The sequence below is a fragment of the Streptomyces sp. ISL-94 genome, from assembly GCF_018614075.1.
Classification (GTDB): Bacteria; Actinomycetota; Actinomycetes; order Streptomycetales; family Streptomycetaceae; genus Streptomyces.
Genome location: NZ_JAGGOZ010000014.1, coordinates 30454 through 43726 on the forward strand (window position 1 = coordinate 30454; position 13273 = coordinate 43726).

At 69.8% G+C, this 13273-nt stretch carries 25 protein-coding genes and 2 pseudogenes; all 27 read left to right on the plus strand.

The window, feature by feature from the left end:
• Nucleotides 1-210 (plus strand): hypothetical protein, encoded by a 210-nt coding sequence (locus J7E94_RS04700; RefSeq protein WP_215012556.1) that lies wholly within the window; start codon nucleotides 1-3, stop codon nucleotides 208-210.
• On the plus strand, nucleotides 207-473 hold the full coding sequence (locus tag J7E94_RS04705; RefSeq protein WP_215012557.1) for a hypothetical protein: 267 nt from the start codon (nucleotides 207-209) through the stop codon (nucleotides 471-473). The genes J7E94_RS04700 and J7E94_RS04705 overlap by 4 nt, the downstream gene beginning before the upstream one ends.
• Nucleotides 470-757 (plus strand): hypothetical protein, encoded by a 288-nt coding sequence (locus J7E94_RS04710; RefSeq protein ID WP_215012559.1) that lies wholly within the window; start codon nucleotides 470-472, stop codon nucleotides 755-757. The genes J7E94_RS04705 and J7E94_RS04710 overlap by 4 nt, the downstream gene beginning before the upstream one ends.
• Nucleotides 754-939 (plus strand): hypothetical protein, encoded by a 186-nt coding sequence (locus J7E94_RS04715; RefSeq protein WP_215012561.1) that lies wholly within the window; start codon nucleotides 754-756, stop codon nucleotides 937-939. The genes J7E94_RS04710 and J7E94_RS04715 overlap by 4 nt, the downstream gene beginning before the upstream one ends.
• On the plus strand, nucleotides 939-1124 hold the full coding sequence (locus J7E94_RS04720) for a hypothetical protein (RefSeq protein WP_215012563.1): 186 nt from the start codon (nucleotides 939-941) through the stop codon (nucleotides 1122-1124). The genes J7E94_RS04715 and J7E94_RS04720 overlap by 1 nt, the downstream gene beginning before the upstream one ends.
• A 91-nt stretch (nucleotides 1125-1215) precedes the next feature.
• Nucleotides 1216-1545, plus strand: coding sequence for a hypothetical protein (locus tag J7E94_RS04725; protein WP_215012565.1), 330 nt, complete (start codon nucleotides 1216-1218; stop codon nucleotides 1543-1545).
• On the plus strand, nucleotides 1535-1816 hold the full coding sequence (locus tag J7E94_RS04730) for a hypothetical protein (RefSeq protein WP_215012567.1): 282 nt from the start codon (nucleotides 1535-1537) through the stop codon (nucleotides 1814-1816). The genes J7E94_RS04725 and J7E94_RS04730 overlap by 11 nt, the downstream gene beginning before the upstream one ends.
• Complete coding sequence (locus J7E94_RS04735) at nucleotides 1813-2151, plus strand: hypothetical protein (protein ID WP_215012569.1); 339 nt, start codon at nucleotides 1813-1815, stop codon at nucleotides 2149-2151. Before J7E94_RS04730 ends, J7E94_RS04735 begins: the two co-directional genes overlap by 4 nt.
• A gap of 121 nt (nucleotides 2152-2272) precedes the next feature.
• Nucleotides 2273-3082 carry a phiSA1p31-related protein gene (locus J7E94_RS04740; RefSeq protein WP_215012571.1) on the plus strand — a complete coding sequence of 270 codons (810 nt, stop codon included), beginning with the start codon at nucleotides 2273-2275 and terminating at the stop codon, nucleotides 3080-3082.
• 119 nt (nucleotides 3083-3201) lie between these two features.
• Nucleotides 3202-3450 carry a hypothetical protein gene (locus tag J7E94_RS04745; protein ID WP_215012573.1) on the plus strand — a complete coding sequence of 83 codons (249 nt, stop codon included), beginning with the start codon at nucleotides 3202-3204 and terminating at the stop codon, nucleotides 3448-3450.
• Nucleotides 3451-3556: 106 nt separating this feature from the next.
• Complete coding sequence (locus J7E94_RS04750; RefSeq protein WP_215012575.1) at nucleotides 3557-4375, plus strand: PD-(D/E)XK nuclease-like domain-containing protein; 819 nt, start codon at nucleotides 3557-3559, stop codon at nucleotides 4373-4375.
• 8 nt (nucleotides 4376-4383) lie between these two features.
• Nucleotides 4384-5169 carry an ATP-binding protein gene (locus J7E94_RS04755; RefSeq protein WP_308344557.1) on the plus strand — a complete coding sequence of 262 codons (786 nt, stop codon included), beginning with the start codon at nucleotides 4384-4386 and terminating at the stop codon, nucleotides 5167-5169.
• 72 nt (nucleotides 5170-5241) lie between these two features.
• Entirely contained in the window at nucleotides 5242-5622 is a 381-nt protein-coding gene (locus tag J7E94_RS04760) for a hypothetical protein (protein ID WP_215012577.1), read from the plus strand.
• On the plus strand, nucleotides 5619-5900 hold the full coding sequence (locus tag J7E94_RS04765) for a hypothetical protein (protein WP_215012579.1): 282 nt from the start codon (nucleotides 5619-5621) through the stop codon (nucleotides 5898-5900). The genes J7E94_RS04760 and J7E94_RS04765 overlap by 4 nt, the downstream gene beginning before the upstream one ends.
• Nucleotides 5897-6118: pseudogene (locus J7E94_RS35870) on the plus strand (WhiB family transcriptional regulator); the annotation flags it as partial. The gene J7E94_RS04765 and the pseudogene J7E94_RS35870, both read left to right, overlap by 4 nt.
• A gap of 164 nt (nucleotides 6119-6282) precedes the next feature.
• Nucleotides 6283-6546: a WhiB family transcriptional regulator gene (locus J7E94_RS04775; protein ID WP_308344560.1), complete on the plus strand. Its 264-nt coding sequence runs from the start codon at nucleotides 6283-6285 to the stop codon at nucleotides 6544-6546.
• Nucleotides 6546-8237 carry a DNA cytosine methyltransferase gene (locus J7E94_RS04780; protein ID WP_215012584.1) on the plus strand — a complete coding sequence of 564 codons (1692 nt, stop codon included), beginning with the start codon at nucleotides 6546-6548 and terminating at the stop codon, nucleotides 8235-8237. Before J7E94_RS04775 ends, J7E94_RS04780 begins: the two co-directional genes overlap by 1 nt.
• Complete coding sequence (locus J7E94_RS04785; RefSeq protein ID WP_215012586.1) at nucleotides 8234-8494, plus strand: hypothetical protein; 261 nt, start codon at nucleotides 8234-8236, stop codon at nucleotides 8492-8494. The genes J7E94_RS04780 and J7E94_RS04785 overlap by 4 nt, the downstream gene beginning before the upstream one ends.
• 285 nt (nucleotides 8495-8779) lie before the next feature.
• Nucleotides 8780-8941: pseudogene (locus J7E94_RS35875) on the plus strand (helix-turn-helix domain-containing protein); the annotation flags it as partial.
• 372 nt (nucleotides 8942-9313) lie between these two features.
• Nucleotides 9314-9679: a hypothetical protein gene (locus J7E94_RS34190; RefSeq protein WP_251056146.1), complete on the plus strand. Its 366-nt coding sequence runs from the start codon at nucleotides 9314-9316 to the stop codon at nucleotides 9677-9679.
• Complete coding sequence (locus J7E94_RS04795) at nucleotides 9676-10437, plus strand: hypothetical protein (RefSeq protein ID WP_215012590.1); 762 nt, start codon at nucleotides 9676-9678, stop codon at nucleotides 10435-10437. The genes J7E94_RS34190 and J7E94_RS04795 overlap by 4 nt, the downstream gene beginning before the upstream one ends.
• Complete coding sequence (locus J7E94_RS04800; protein ID WP_215012591.1) at nucleotides 10434-10733, plus strand: hypothetical protein; 300 nt, start codon at nucleotides 10434-10436, stop codon at nucleotides 10731-10733. The genes J7E94_RS04795 and J7E94_RS04800 overlap by 4 nt, the downstream gene beginning before the upstream one ends.
• A complete protein-coding gene (locus J7E94_RS04805; RefSeq protein ID WP_374224394.1) occupies nucleotides 10706-11917 on the plus strand; it encodes a DUF5131 family protein in 1212 nt (403 codons plus the stop codon). The genes J7E94_RS04800 and J7E94_RS04805 overlap by 28 nt, the downstream gene beginning before the upstream one ends.
• Nucleotides 11914-12216 (plus strand): hypothetical protein, encoded by a 303-nt coding sequence (locus J7E94_RS04810; protein ID WP_215012595.1) that lies wholly within the window; start codon nucleotides 11914-11916, stop codon nucleotides 12214-12216. Before J7E94_RS04805 ends, J7E94_RS04810 begins: the two co-directional genes overlap by 4 nt.
• Nucleotides 12213-12668, plus strand: a complete 456-nt coding sequence (locus J7E94_RS04815; RefSeq protein ID WP_215012597.1) for a DUF4326 domain-containing protein — start codon at nucleotides 12213-12215, stop codon at nucleotides 12666-12668. The genes J7E94_RS04810 and J7E94_RS04815 overlap by 4 nt, the downstream gene beginning before the upstream one ends.
• The gene (locus J7E94_RS04820; protein WP_215012599.1) at nucleotides 12665-12958 is read left to right on the plus strand and encodes a hypothetical protein; all 294 of its coding nucleotides are present in this window, start codon (nucleotides 12665-12667) and stop codon (nucleotides 12956-12958) included. The genes J7E94_RS04815 and J7E94_RS04820 overlap by 4 nt, the downstream gene beginning before the upstream one ends.
• Entirely contained in the window at nucleotides 12958-13248 is a 291-nt protein-coding gene (locus J7E94_RS04825) for a hypothetical protein (RefSeq protein ID WP_215012601.1), read from the plus strand. The genes J7E94_RS04820 and J7E94_RS04825 overlap by 1 nt, the downstream gene beginning before the upstream one ends.
• Nucleotides 13249-13273 lie beyond the last annotated feature (25 nt).

Genomic DNA, 13273 nt, shown 5'->3' on the forward strand with positions numbered 1-13273 from the left:
ATGAACCACATGATGCCCGATCCGGTCGTGGACCTGATCGAAGCCCACTACCCGGACCGTATCCGCGAGGCCGCGCAGGCAACCCGCAAGGCCCGCCTGCCGTTCCTGCTGCCGGAGTCGGTCGAGGCCCGCGAGAACGCGATCGCCACGATGGCGCGTGCCGCGAAGGTGCTGGCGACGTACCCGCAGGCGACGGAGGTCGTCCGATGAGCGCCCGCGACGACATCCGACCCCAGGACTTCAGTACCAACGACCGCAACTTGATCGCCGCCTTGGACGACCACGCGCTGTGGATGATCCTGCACCACGACGAGTGCGAGGACGACGAGTGCACCGGCTGCATCGACAGCGAGGCGAAGCTGGCGTGTGGCACCGACTGCGAGAGCGGCTGGATCCACTATCAGGCCCGCGACGGCGAGTTCGTCTCGCTGCGCTGCACCGCATGCAACCCGCGTGGCGGTGAGCCGCGATGACGACACCGTCTCGGATCACCGACCTGGACCGCCCGACGGTCGAGCTGGAGAACACGCCTCCGAGGCGCTACCAGCCTTCTGTCGCCGAGTTGGCCCGTCAGGCCGCCGCTGCCGAGCACCTGCGCCAGGTGGCCGCGAAGGCTGGCGTCTCGCCGGAGGAGTACGCGAAGGCCGGCGGTCACACCACGGACATGCACTGGCTCCTCGACCTCGACGCCGACAGCACGTGCCCGATCGACGGCGCCTGCCTGTACCCCTACCTGCACACCGGAGGCCAGTCGTGAGCGCCCCGACGCAGGCTCTCGCGGACCTGGAGACGGCCGCTGTCGTAGAGGTCGAGGCGAAGTTCGCCCGTCGGGCGGCTGGCGCCAAACCCTGGACGATCGGCGAGTACCTCGACCAGGTCGCCGAGGTCCACGCCCGGTTCGCTCGGCTCCGTTACTTCCAGCAGAAGGCGGCGGCGTGATGGCGACCGAGACCGTGGTGTCGGTGCTGTTGTCCGACCCGCCGCCCGTGCTGGTGGCGCCCGCGCTGCTGCGGGGCCTGGGCCTGGTGGAGCGGCCGGTGGACCCGGACTTCGCGGACACGTTGGCTGCTGGCTACATCGAGTCCGACATCGCGTTCGCCACTCGGATCGGCGGCCGGCCGTGACCTTCCGCCGGATCGCTGTCCTGGATGGCCTGCTGGGCCTCTTCTTCGCCGCCGCCATGTGGTGGGGGCACCGCAACCTTCGAGGTGAAGCATGAACCGCTACCCCGTGATCGTAGAGACGCGTGAGCGTCACGTGGTCTGGCAGGAAGCCGACGACCTGGAGGAGGCTGTCGAACTCCTCAAGGGCGACCCCGAGTGGTACGAGCTGCTGGGCAACGACACCCGAGTTGAGGAGGGCTACGGCTGGGATGTCTCGGCGCCCGACGAGTGGAGCTGGTACGGCGAGGTCTACGGCTACGGCCGCCATGAAGGCCCCGCCCGCGGCTGCGGCGAGTGCGGCAGGACGGCCTACAAGACACAGTCCTTCGTACCGCACGCCGATGGATGCACCCAGAAGCCGGGTGAGTCCGATGGCCGCTGACCGACTCGCCGAGGCCACGTTGCAGCGCCGAATGGCGGAGCTGACGGCCCGCCGAAACGAGGACATGGCGCTGCGCGACCAGCTGCTCCACGCCCGCCGACCCGTCCCCTTCGAGCTAGGTGAGTCACTCGTTCCCGCGATCCAGTGGCTGATGGAGAGGTCCGCCGAGGTCGACCGTCTCCAGTCCGTCATCACCGAGCGGGACGAGCAGCTCGCCGGCCTCCTCCACGGCACCGACTTCAACTTCGACGAGAAGGCGGTCCCAGCGTGAGCCTCCTCCCGATAGCCCGCCACCGCGGCCGGCATCGGGCGGCCGACGAGGTCACCCGCCTCCGGTACGAGCTGGAGAAGGCCCAGTCCCTGGCGGCGGACTTGCAGTACCGCCTCGCCATCGCCACCGCGGGATGGGACAACGCCAACGCGAAGGTCAGCCGGCTCCGGGATGAGGTCACCCGAGCGGCCGAGGCCACGCGACAGAACGTCACCGCCGTCTCGTCGCTGACCGCGCACCCGGCGGTGACGGAGACGCAGCCGATCCCGGTCCTGCCGCTGCACCTGTCGCCGCTCGCCGGCAACACCAGCCCGAGCCACATCCCGGGCCCCTGATCCGGTCCGCGCGCCTCGGATGCCCTGAGGTCGAGGGCGCGGACCCCACCACCACGGCAGGGCGCCCGCCGAGAGCAAGTCGGCGGGCGCACCCCAAGCATCCCAGGAGACAGCAGTGCCCGTGAACACCAACGCACACGACCTGCACCGAATGCTTAACCAGATCGCACCCCACGTGAGCGACGACGACACCCTCCCCGTCATCACCGCCGTCCGCATCGAAGCCGAAGGCGGCAACCTCTTCGCCCTCGCCACCGACCGATACACCATGGCCGTCGCCCGAGTCGGGACCGTCGAGACGGAGAACTGGCAGGCGTACATCCCCGTCGAGTCGCTGCCCGCGGTACTCGCCTGGCTCCACGTCGCCGGCACCAGCGTCACCCAGGTCACGGCCGACCGAGACGACAACGGGAACATCGCCCTCAGCCTGGCCACCGCCTCTAGCAACATGCGCGTCACCGTCGACAGCAGCGACTACGCCCACTACCCCAACTGGCGGAAGACGATCGGGGACCAGCTGGAAGCTGACATGGAACCGGTCCCCATGACCAGCTACACCACCGAATTCCTGGCCCGCTGGAAGGACGCGGGAACGGTGCTCCACGCCTGGCAGGCCGGACCCCGCAAGGCTCTCGTCCTGGCCGACGACGACGGCCTGTTCCTCGGCCTGCAGATGCCCGTCCGATTCGAGACCTGCAGCCGGGAGCCGCTGATCACCCAGTGGCTCACCGCCTTCAAGCCCACGGTGACCGTCGACGGCGTCATGCACCGCCTCGACGAAGCGTGGCTGGACAACGACGGCGACGAGTGGACCTTCACCGGTAGCCGCAACCCCTCCGGCGAGCCGCTGATGGCTCTCGTCGGCCTCGAGGACGACACGTACACCTTCGCGCAGGCTGCCGCCGAGTACGGCCTCAAGCCCGCCGCCTAGAACCCGCCGGGGCGGCGTATCCCCACGGATCGCCGCCCCGGCGAACCAACCACCACCGCCACGGACGGGTACCAACCGCCCGCCCGTGGCCCGCCACACCCTGAACCAGGAGACCAGTCATGACGATCCGCATCGGCCGACTGCGCATCGAGGTGTACGAGAGCGCCGTCTACCTGCAGCTCGAACCCAAGCCCCGTTGCAAGACGTGTCACGGCACCGGCCGCACCGACGCCGAAGGCCAGGGCATCGACACCCCGCCCGGCCAGGCCATCCCGCCCATCGAAATCTGCCACTGCTGGAACCCGTGGGGCAGCAAGCGCATCCCGCTTCGGCGCCGCACGGTGATCACGGAGAGGTACCCCTTCTGATGATCACCTGCATCCGCTGCGGCGACGATGGCGGCCCGTTCATCCGCACCCCCGACGGCTGGCTCTGCGAGGACCAGCCCTGCGAGCAGCCGGTCGAGGAGTCGGAGTGACCGCGACCGAGATCGAGCCCGGCCTGTACGACATCCCGGCCGAGCTCTATCACTCCGACCCGGTCCCCGGCGGAAGCCTCTCTGCCTCCGGTGCCAAGATCCTCGCCGACTGCCCGGCCCGCTTCAAGTGGCAGCTGGACCACCCGCAGCCACACAAGCCGGCGTTCGAGTTCGGGACCGCGGCACACACCGTCATCCTCGGCGACGGGCCCGAGCTGGTCGTCGTGGACGCCGAGAAGTGGAACACCGACGAGATCAAAACCAAGGTTGCGGCAATACGGGACGCGGGCGGCATCCCCCTGAAGCAGGCCGACTACCAGCGGATCTGCGACATGGCCGAGGCTCTGGCAGCGAACCCGGAGGCGGCCGAGATCCTCACTCCCGGATCCGGGGCGGCCGAACAGTCGATCTTCTGGACCGACGGACAGATCTGGTGGCGCAGCCGCTTCGACTGGCTCCGCCCCGACCTGATCGGCGACTACAAGACCACCCAGTCCGTGCATCCCGACAAGCTCAAGCGGACCGTCTACGAGTACGGCTACCACATCCAGGAGCACATCTACCGGCGCGGCGCCCACGAGCTGGGCCTGCTCCCCGAGGGCGCGGCCTTCAAGTTCATCTTCCAGGAGAAGCAGCCGCCCTACCTGGTCCAGGTGGCGGAGCTCGACCCCGTCGCCCGGTACGCCGGCCAGCGCGACACCCACTTCGCCGCGGGCCACTACCTCCACGGCCGCGAGACCGGGCACTGGCCCGCCTACTCCGAACACTCCACCGTCATCTCGCTGCCGCCGTACATCGAGCGGCAGTACTCCTAGGAGCCCTTGTGTCCCAGCTCCCCCCGCCCGTCCGCACCGCGCGCCCCGTCACCTCGGACCGCGACGATGGCCAGTTCGCGTTCCAGCCCGCCAGCAAAGCCGGACGCAAGGCCCGGCTCTCCATCCAGGGCATGTCCGGCTCGGGCAAGACCTGGACCGGACTGAGCATCGCCCACGGCCTTTCCGAAGGCCGACGCTTCGCCGTCATCGACACCGAGAAGGGCGCCGCCAGCCTGTACGCCGGGATCGGCGGCATTCAGTTCGACACGCTCGCCATGGACCGCTACGACCCCCGCGACCTCGGCCGCGCCTTGGAGGCTGCGGGACAGGCCGGCTATCCGACGGTGTTCGTCGACAGCCTCAGCCACTTCTGGACCGGCACCGACGGAACCCTCGACCAGGTCGAGAAGGCCAAAGGCAAGTACGGCAACAACCAGTTCGCGGGCTGGAAGGACGCCACGCCCATCCAGAACGACATGGTCGCCGCGATCCTCGCCTACCCCGGCCACGTCGTCGCCTCGATGCGGTCCTACACCGAGTGGGTCCTCGAGGAGAACGAGCGCGGCAAGAAGGAACCGAAGCGCGTCGGCACTCGACCCGAGCAGCGCAAGGGCATCGAGTACGAGTTCGACGTCGCGGTGTCCATGGACATCGACAACCGGCTCGAAGTCCTCAAGTCCCGCTGCCCCGAGCTCAACCGCAAGTCCTTCGAGCGCCCCAACGGAGCCCGCGACATCGCCGCCCCGCTTCTGGCCTGGCTGAACGCCACGCCGGAGCCCGCCGAGCAGCAGTAGGAGCACTCGGGCCAGCCCGCGGGAATCGGGCTGGCCCACCACCCAGGACAGCACAGCTGGAAGGACACCGCCATGGCCCGCCACCGCCTCTCCGTCGCCGAACGTCTTGCCTCCGCCGAGAAGGACGTCCTCCTCGCCACCATCCGCCAACAGTCCTCTTGGGACGAGTTCCTGGTCATGCAGGCGGTCCTTCACTACGGCGCGATCACCCCGCGCTTCTCCTGCAACGACCTACGAGGGGTTCTGCCCGAGCTGGGACACGGCTTCCTCGGCGCCGCGATCAACGGCCTCCGTACCGGCGGCGTCATCGAGAAGACCGGCCGGCTGGTGCCGTCCACGCAGAAGTCCACCCACGGCCACCGCATCCACGTGTGGCGGCTCACCGGCCTCGGCGAAGAGATAGCCGCCCAGCGGGAGACCGACCGGCTCGCACGACGGAGCGCAGCCGCATGAGCGCCTGGGACTGGGCCGTCCTCCTCGCCGTCGGCGCGCTCGTCGTCACCGCCGTCAGCTACTGGCAGTGCGGCTCCGACTCCCGCACCTGCAGGGACGCCTGGCAGCAGTCAGCCGCCGAGGCCGCCAGCGCCGAGCAGGTCACCGACGACGCAGCCGGCCTCCGCAGGGCCCGCCGCGAAGCCGAACAGGCCGACTTCGACAGCAGGTTCGACCAGATCATCACCGCCGGATTCCCGGCCGATGCCCCGCACCAGCGGACGGAGGAAGACCGATGACCAGCCCCAGCCGTCAGTGGATGGACGCAGCCCTCTGCGCCCAAACCGACCCCGACCTCTTCTTCCCTGAGAAGGGCGGCAGCTACCAGACCGCCAACAAGGTCTGCGCCAGCTGCCCCGTCCGCCGACAGTGCGCCGACTACGCGCAGATCGCCGAGCGCGGGCTCTCGTACCCCTACCGCCACGGAGCTTGGGGCGGCACCTCCCCCCGCAAGCGGGCCGGAACAGCCGACGAGACCGCACGCCAGGCCCGCGACGCTGACATCCGGCGCTACGCCGCCGCCGGCTGGGACGCCGAAGCCATCGCCACCGCCGTCAACTGCACCAGCCGCACCGTATGGCGGGTCCTCGCCGCGAAGCCCCGGCAGTTCGGGGAGGCGGCGTGACCTGGCAGACGGAAGCCCTGTGCCAGAGCGCCAACCCGGCGATCTTCTTCCCGCTCGGTGACGCCGCCACCAACACCGCAGACGCTGGCCCCGCCAAGGCCGTCTGCTCCTGGTGCCCCGTCCTGGAGGACTGCCTCGAAGCAGCGCTCGCCCTCGAGGGGACGGCCGGTCCCGACAAGCGCGCCGGGATCTGGGGCGGCTGCACACCCCTCGAACGCGTAGCCATCCACAAGATCCGCAACATGCGAAAGGCCGCCTGATGTCCCGCAACGACAACGACTCGCTCACGGTTATGGACTGGTTTTGTGGAGCTGGCGGCTCCAGCCAGGGTGCTCACGCCATCCCCAACGTTCGGGTAGCCAGGGCAGCTAACCACTGGGAGCGGGCGATCGAGTCGCACGCCGCGAATTTCCCCGAGGTCGACCACTACCGCGGCGACATCCGCGAAGCCCCCGTCGACCGCTGGCCCGTCACGGACATCTTCTGGGCCAGCCCCGAATGCCCGCAGTGGTCCAACGCCCGCGGCAAGAAGCGCGACTTCGCCGACAGCCTCCAGGGCGACCTCTTCGGCGACACGTTCGCCCCCTCCGAGGAAGTCGAACGGTCACGCGCCCTCATGGAAGAGGTGCCGATGTACCTGCGCGGCGTGCAGGAGCGCGGCGGCCTGGTGAAGGCGGGCGTCGTCGAGAACGTCGTCGATGTCCGCGCCTGGGACCAGTGGGACCGCTGGATCGGCGAGATCAAGAAGCTCGGCTATCAGACCCGCACCATCGCCCTCAACTCGATGCACGCCGACCCGCGCGCCCTCCACGCGGCACCGCAGTCCCGCGACCGCCTGTACGTCGCCTACTGGCACGAGTCCCTGGCACGAACCCCCGACTGGAACAAGTGGCTCCGGCCGCGGGCCTGGTGCACCGGCTGCGAGACGTGGATCCGCGCCGTACAGGTCTTCAAGGACCCGTCCAAGGACATGGGCCGCTACCGGCAGCAGTACGTGTACCGGTGCCCGCAGGTGAAGTGCCGCAACCAGATCGTCGAGCCGTCCACCCTGCCGGCCGCCGTCGCCATCGACTGGACGCTCCCCGGCCAGCGCATCGGCGACCGCGCCAAGCCCCTCGCGGACAAGACGCTCGCCCGCATCCAGGCCGGCCTCGACAAGTTTGCCCGCCCCATGGTCGTCCCTGCTGGCGGCACCTGGCGCGAGACCGGCACCCCACTCGACGAGCCCATGCCTACCCGCACCACCCGCGAGAACGACGGCGTCGCGATCCCTCCGCTGCTCATCCCCGTCGAGGGCCGCGACGGCAAGGAGCCCGCCTCGGCGAACAGTCCGCTCCGCACCCAGACCGCCCGTAACGAGACGGGACTCGCCTGGCTCCCGTTCATGGTCACCATGCGTGGCGGCGGCGACCAGCTCCGAGGCCGCGCCATCCACGAAGCCCTCGGCACCGTCTCCGCCAACGGCAACCACCACGGCCTCGTAACGCCGAACGTTCCGGCCTTCGTCATGCGGAACAACGGCAGCCGAAGCGGACCAGGTGGTGAGCACTGCACTTCCGCCGCCGAATACCTCCGGACGATGACCACCGCCGGCCACCAGTCGCTCGTCACCTGGCAACACCTCCTCGTCCCCTACTACGGGAACGGCACTGCCCGCCCTGTCGCCGAGCCCGTCGGGACGCTCTCCACCCGCGACCGGTATGCGCTGGTCACTGGCGACGTCGACATCCAGGACGTCTTGTTCCGGATGCTCGAGCCGCACGAGATCGGCCGGGCCATGAGCTTCGCCGACGACTACATCGTCCTCGGCAACAAGCGGGAGAAAGTGAGGCAATTCGGAAATGCCGTTACCCCGAACGCTGCCGAGGTGATCCTCTGCGCCCTCACCGAGGCCATCACCGGCGAGGAACTCGACCGTCACGTCGAGCCAGCCATGGGGGTGGCGGCGTGATTCCCGAGTACGAGATGCCCGACGACATCGGCGAGTCCATCCGACGCCTCATCGCGAATGAACCGGCGTACTACGCCCACAAGGACCAGCTGTTCGCGGACTACCAGCAGGCGATCGCCGAAGACCGGGAGCCGACGCCGGAGCAGCGGGAGGAAGCCCGGCATCGTCGGCATACCGCAGCCGCTCAAGTCTTCGCCAGCGCCCGCCGCATCGTCCAGCGCGAGCAGCGCCGCCTGCGAGAGCAGGGCCTCGCGTAGCCGACGCCACCGCCGCCTGACCGCGGCACCACCACCCGCACCAGCCAAGGAGCCGTCCATGCGACACCTCCGCATCGTTCCCGACGAACCCGACCCGCCGCCCCGAGAGATCGCAGCCACACCGGACTGGCCGCCCATCGCGATCCCTGGCCGGCCCGGCTGGTGGAGGCACTCCATCAACGGTCAGCAAGTCGATCTGCCCAGCAAGACCCCGCCTCAGTAAGCAGCCAGAGAGAAGACGCCGTGAGCATCGAAGCCGTGAAGTGGGCCATGGACGACGCGCCCATGCTCCGCACGCCGGCCGGGAAGCCCGACACCACGGCACGTCACGTCCTGCAGGCCATGGCCGAGCACGCCGACAGCAGGGGAAGGAACTGCCACCCGTCGGTGACCCGCGTTCAGTACCGCACCGGGTACGACCGCCGCACCGTTCAGCGTGCCCAGCGTCGCCTCGAGCTGGAGAAGCTCATCGAACGGGATGGAGCGGTGGAGGACCGCGTCCGCTGGAAGCTATCCCTCGCAACGACCCGGCCGGCGGCGGACTGGGAGGACATCAAGCGGGCCGAGGAGGAGGAGCGGGCGGCTACAGCAAGCCGGGTCCGCAAGCACCGCAGGACGAAGGGCGTAACGGATTCTGCGTCCGTTACGGAAACGGACACGAAGAGCGTTACGGGGTCCGCTGTAACGGATTCTGCGTCCGTTAGTAACGCATTCGAAGTGCGTTACGTAACGGATTCTGCGTCCGTATGTAACGCACCCAGTGCCGCCCTAACCACCAATGAACCTCCAGTAGAACCACCAACAACCGCTATGGCTGGGGTGGGTGCTTCTACCTACGGTCCCGGGGGGCTCGCGCCAAGCGCCCCGATCGACGACGCCGGATTCGTGGTCACCGACTCCATGCGCCGCTGGGCCGCTGGCGTCTACCCCGGCCTCGACATCGAGCACTCCACCGCCCAGTTCGTCAGCCACTACCGGTCCACCGGCGCCAACCGGCACTCCTGGCCGGACGCCTGGCAGAAGTGGATCCGCGACGACGCCAAGCGGGCCAGCGAGCGACAGCAGCAGCGGCCCGCCGGCAACGTCTTCCAGCTCCCAAGCGGCCAGACCCTCTCCGGCACCGACGCCACCGTTGCCGGCTGGGCCGCCATCGCTGCCTCTTTCGACTCCGAGGACTCCGCATGAACGAGAAGGAAGCCGCCACGCTGCTCGGCTACTGCGCTGCCTTCGACAACCGCAAGCCCAGCCAGGCCGCCGCAGTTGCGTGGGCGTCCGCTCTACACGACGTGCCCCTTGATGGCGACGCCAAGGCCGCCATCGACGCCTACTACACGACCGCGCCCAAGGATCCCGAAGCCAAGCTGTGGATCCTGCCGCACCACGTCCGCACCCTCCGCTCCAAGATCCGATCCGCCCGGGTGGAGAACTTCCAGTACGAGCCGCTCGAGGGCGAGTCCACTGCCGAGTACCTCGCCCGCTATCGGGGCCAGGTCCAGGCCATCGCCTCCGGCCGCGTCTCCGTGCCCACCGGCCGGCTCGCGATCGAGGGTGAGCCCAGCCGGGAGCTCATGGCCGGGCTCGAAGCCCGCGGCTGGCAGGGCAACCGGACAGTCGACGACGAGCGGCCCGTCGAAGCGGAGCTGATCGACACTGTCCGCCGGTCCGGCCCGCTCGGCATCGTCTGCCCGACCTGCCAGGCCGCCATAGGCCGCCCCTGCAAAACCCCAGGCGGCTCCGAGAAGCAGCCGCTGGGCAAACCCCGCATCAAGCCGCACACCGCCCGCCTGCGAATCGCCTCCGGCCGCGGCCAGCAGGACGCCGGGCAGCGGGCCGCCGAGGAACAGCGCATCCGGGAGTTGTCCGCCCGACACCTCGCCCGAGTCCAGGCCGACAGCGACATCCCCGACGCCGAGATCGTCGAACCCGAAGGAGAGACCGGATGACCGACGCCGACCGCGACGACATCAAGGCCATGCGGAAGGACGGCAGCCTCCGCGACTTCCTCCGCTGCCAGATCGCCGACGGCAGACGACGCCGACAGCCCGCCGCCCCGGTACCCGCGCCGCGACCGCCCGGCCACACCCCCGGCGCCTGGCCGACCGGGAGCCGGCCGCCCAGCCGCATAGCCGATGTGCCGCCCGGCGCCTGGGACGCAGCCCTCGAGCGAGCCCGCAACGACAGCCAGCAAGGCACCACCTGCGAATGCGGCGGATGCCTCACACCCAGCCAGGAGGACTGATGAGCAACATCGAATGGACCGAGCAGACCTGGAATCCCACCACCGGCTGCGACAAGATCAGCCCCGGCTGCGACAACTGCTACGCCCTGACCATGGCCAAGCGCCTCAAGGCCATGGGGCAGGCCAAGTACCAGACCGACGGCAACCCGGCCACCAGCGGCCCCGGCTTCGGCGTCGCCATGCACGACGACGTCCTCACCGAACCGCTCCGCTGGACCAAGCCCCGCCGCGTCTTCGTAAATTCGATGAGCGATCTGTTCCACGCCGACGTCACCGACGAGTTCATCGCCCGCGTCTTCGCCGTCATGGCAGCCACGCCGCAACACACCTACCAGATCCTGACCAAGCGGCACGGCCGCATGCGGTCCCTCGTGGGCGCCGCCATCGACGGCGGCCAGCGACTCCTGGAGGCAACTCCGGACGAGGACACCGCCCAGGCCCTCTATGACGCGACCTGGCCGCTGCCTAACGTGTGGCTCGGTGTCAGCGTCGAAGACCAGAAGCGGGCCGACCTCCGCATCCCGGCACTCATCGACACCTCCGCGGCAGTCCGGTTCCTGTCCTGCGAGCCGCTTCTCGGCCCCGTCGACCTCACCCCCTGGCTCACCCCGATCTCCCCGCTCTTGCCCGAGCAGGCCTCTGCCAGTTGGGCCGACTGGACGTGGCCCGAGTGGGTGCCAGCCATCGTGCGCGAACACATTGAAAGATTCTGGGGAGCCGACCAAGGCCGCAGCCCCCGCGACTGGATGCGCGACATGCACCAGCAGCAGGCGCCCGCCTTCGGGGCCCGCGTCACCATGGACGACGGCTTCGGAGCCGACCCGAAGCAGACCACCGGCCGGTACGTCCACGCCTGGAACAACATCGGCCGGCTCGTTCGCGACGACGGCACCTTCGCCTACACGTCGTTCGGATACGCCCGGGACCGCACCGAACTCCCCATCGACTGGGTGATCGTCGGCGGCGAGTCAGGACCCGGCGCCCGCCCCGTAAACCCCGACTGGGTCGCCGGACTGTCCGCCACCGCACAGGCCGCGGGAGCCGCCACATTCGTCAAGCAGCTCGGCTCCGTCTGGGCCACCGCCAACAGCGCCAGCGACCGCAAGGGCGGCACCCCCGAGGACTGGCCCGCCGAGCTGCAGGTGCGCCAGTACCCGGCGTCGGTCAAGGCGGGCCAGCGATGAGCAAGCCCCGTTCAGCCCCGATGCCCGCCGCGCTCCGTGCCGGCCGCCCCGCTCCGCATCCCGCCCGCACCGTCCGCTGCCCCCACTGCACCGCCGCCATCGGAGTCGCCTGCACCACCATCTCCGGCCGCCACCGCAAGCTCCACCCCTGTCCGGCCCGCGAAACCCTCTGGGTCCTTACCACCGCCTGTTGCACCACCTGCCAGGTCGAGCCCGGCATCGCCTGCCACGACAACGGCCGCCGCCGCGAAGACGTCCACCCCGCCCGCTACACCGAAGCCCAGGAGATGGCCGCATGAGCCCGAAGCGCATCCACCGCCCCGCAGTCCGCGGCTGGCGCCCGCCCGAGGACGCGATCTACGTGGGACCCGGTAGCGAGTACGCCACCCCGTTTCGCTGGCGCACCCGCGAAGCCCTCGCCCGCGTCCCCGCCCTCGACGGAAGCCCCTGGGAGCTGGAGACCCGGATCAGTGCCGACGGCCATCACCACCCGTACAAGCACGCCGACGGCCGGATCACCAGCCACACCAGCCGCTACATGACCCGGCGCGAGTGCATCGACCTGTTCAGGCATGCACTCACCGCGCCAACGCCCCGGCTCTACGTCTGGCGGCAGGGCCTGCCCCGGCTGACGGTCGACCTTGTCCGGCAGGAGCTGACAGGCCGCGACCTCGCCTGCCGGTGCGCGCTCAACCAGCTTTGCCACGCCGACGTACTCCTCGAGGTGGCCAACAGCGAGGCCGACCGGTGACCGCCCTCGACCGCCTCCTCGCCGAGGCCCAGCCCGACGGCACCTTCGGCGGGCTGCGGCCCGCAGCCACCCCCGTCACGCCCCGCGGCTGGTGCGCCTGGTGCGGACGACAAGCAGCCCTCAACGCAGACGGCGCCCTCCGCGCCCACCGCAACACGGACCAGACGCGCTGCTCCGGCAGCGGCTACCAGCCCACCACCATCCTCCGGACCTACCCCACCACCGCCGAAAGCGCCGCCCGACACCGCGCCGAACTCCTCGCCGACCTCCGCACCCGAAAGGCCGCCTGATGACCGAGCTCGAACGCCTCCGCCTCTTCGCCGAAGCCACCGCATCACGGCACACCGCCATCCGTGACCGGCTCGCCCAGGTCTACCTCGGTGACGACACCGACGCCTGGGACCTCGGCGCGTACATCCTCGCCGTCCTAGACAGCCCGCCCGCTCCCGGCCCGTGGGTGCCCTGCACGCCCGAGCTGCTGGCCGAGCACCCGGACGTATGCCGGCGCGGACTTCGTCGGCCCGGCCGGGACGGGATCAGTCACTACCACCGGCTCGACTCCACCGGTCAGCCCGCCTGAACGCAGGACGGACGCCCTCGAGGAA

What these genes read in the sequence shown, in the direction of transcription:
- J7E94_RS04745 (WP_215012573.1), top strand. Translation starts at nt 3,202, where the DNA reads ATGACGATCCGCATCGGCCGACTGCGCATCGAGGTGTACGAGAGCGCC.
- J7E94_RS04815 (WP_215012597.1), top strand. Translation starts at nt 12,213, where the DNA reads ATGAGCCCGAAGCGCATCCACCGCCCCGCAGTCCGCGGCTGGCGCCCG.
- J7E94_RS04725 (WP_215012565.1), top strand. Translation starts at nt 1,216, where the DNA reads ATGAACCGCTACCCCGTGATCGTAGAGACGCGTGAGCGTCACGTGGTC.
- J7E94_RS04810 (WP_215012595.1), top strand. Translation starts at nt 11,914, where the DNA reads ATGAGCAAGCCCCGTTCAGCCCCGATGCCCGCCGCGCTCCGTGCCGGC.
- J7E94_RS04730 (WP_215012567.1), top strand. Translation starts at nt 1,535, where the DNA reads ATGGCCGCTGACCGACTCGCCGAGGCCACGTTGCAGCGCCGAATGGCG.
- J7E94_RS04710 (WP_215012559.1), top strand. Translation starts at nt 470, where the DNA reads ATGACGACACCGTCTCGGATCACCGACCTGGACCGCCCGACGGTCGAG.
- J7E94_RS04825 (WP_215012601.1), top strand. Translation starts at nt 12,958, where the DNA reads ATGACCGAGCTCGAACGCCTCCGCCTCTTCGCCGAAGCCACCGCATCA.
- J7E94_RS04800 (WP_215012591.1), top strand. Translation starts at nt 10,434, where the DNA reads ATGACCGACGCCGACCGCGACGACATCAAGGCCATGCGGAAGGACGGC.
- J7E94_RS04795 (WP_215012590.1), top strand. Translation starts at nt 9,676, where the DNA reads ATGAACGAGAAGGAAGCCGCCACGCTGCTCGGCTACTGCGCTGCCTTC.
- J7E94_RS04765 (WP_215012579.1), top strand. Translation starts at nt 5,619, where the DNA reads ATGAGCGCCTGGGACTGGGCCGTCCTCCTCGCCGTCGGCGCGCTCGTC.
- J7E94_RS04780 (WP_215012584.1), top strand. Translation starts at nt 6,546, where the DNA reads ATGTCCCGCAACGACAACGACTCGCTCACGGTTATGGACTGGTTTTGT.
- J7E94_RS04720 (WP_215012563.1), top strand. Translation starts at nt 939, where the DNA reads ATGGCGACCGAGACCGTGGTGTCGGTGCTGTTGTCCGACCCGCCGCCC.
- J7E94_RS04700 (WP_215012556.1), top strand. Translation starts at nt 1, where the DNA reads ATGAACCACATGATGCCCGATCCGGTCGTGGACCTGATCGAAGCCCAC.
- J7E94_RS04805 (WP_374224394.1), top strand. Translation starts at nt 10,706, where the DNA reads ATGCCTCACACCCAGCCAGGAGGACTGATGAGCAACATCGAATGGACC.
- J7E94_RS04760 (WP_215012577.1), top strand. Translation starts at nt 5,242, where the DNA reads ATGGCCCGCCACCGCCTCTCCGTCGCCGAACGTCTTGCCTCCGCCGAG.
- J7E94_RS04705 (WP_215012557.1), top strand. Translation starts at nt 207, where the DNA reads ATGAGCGCCCGCGACGACATCCGACCCCAGGACTTCAGTACCAACGAC.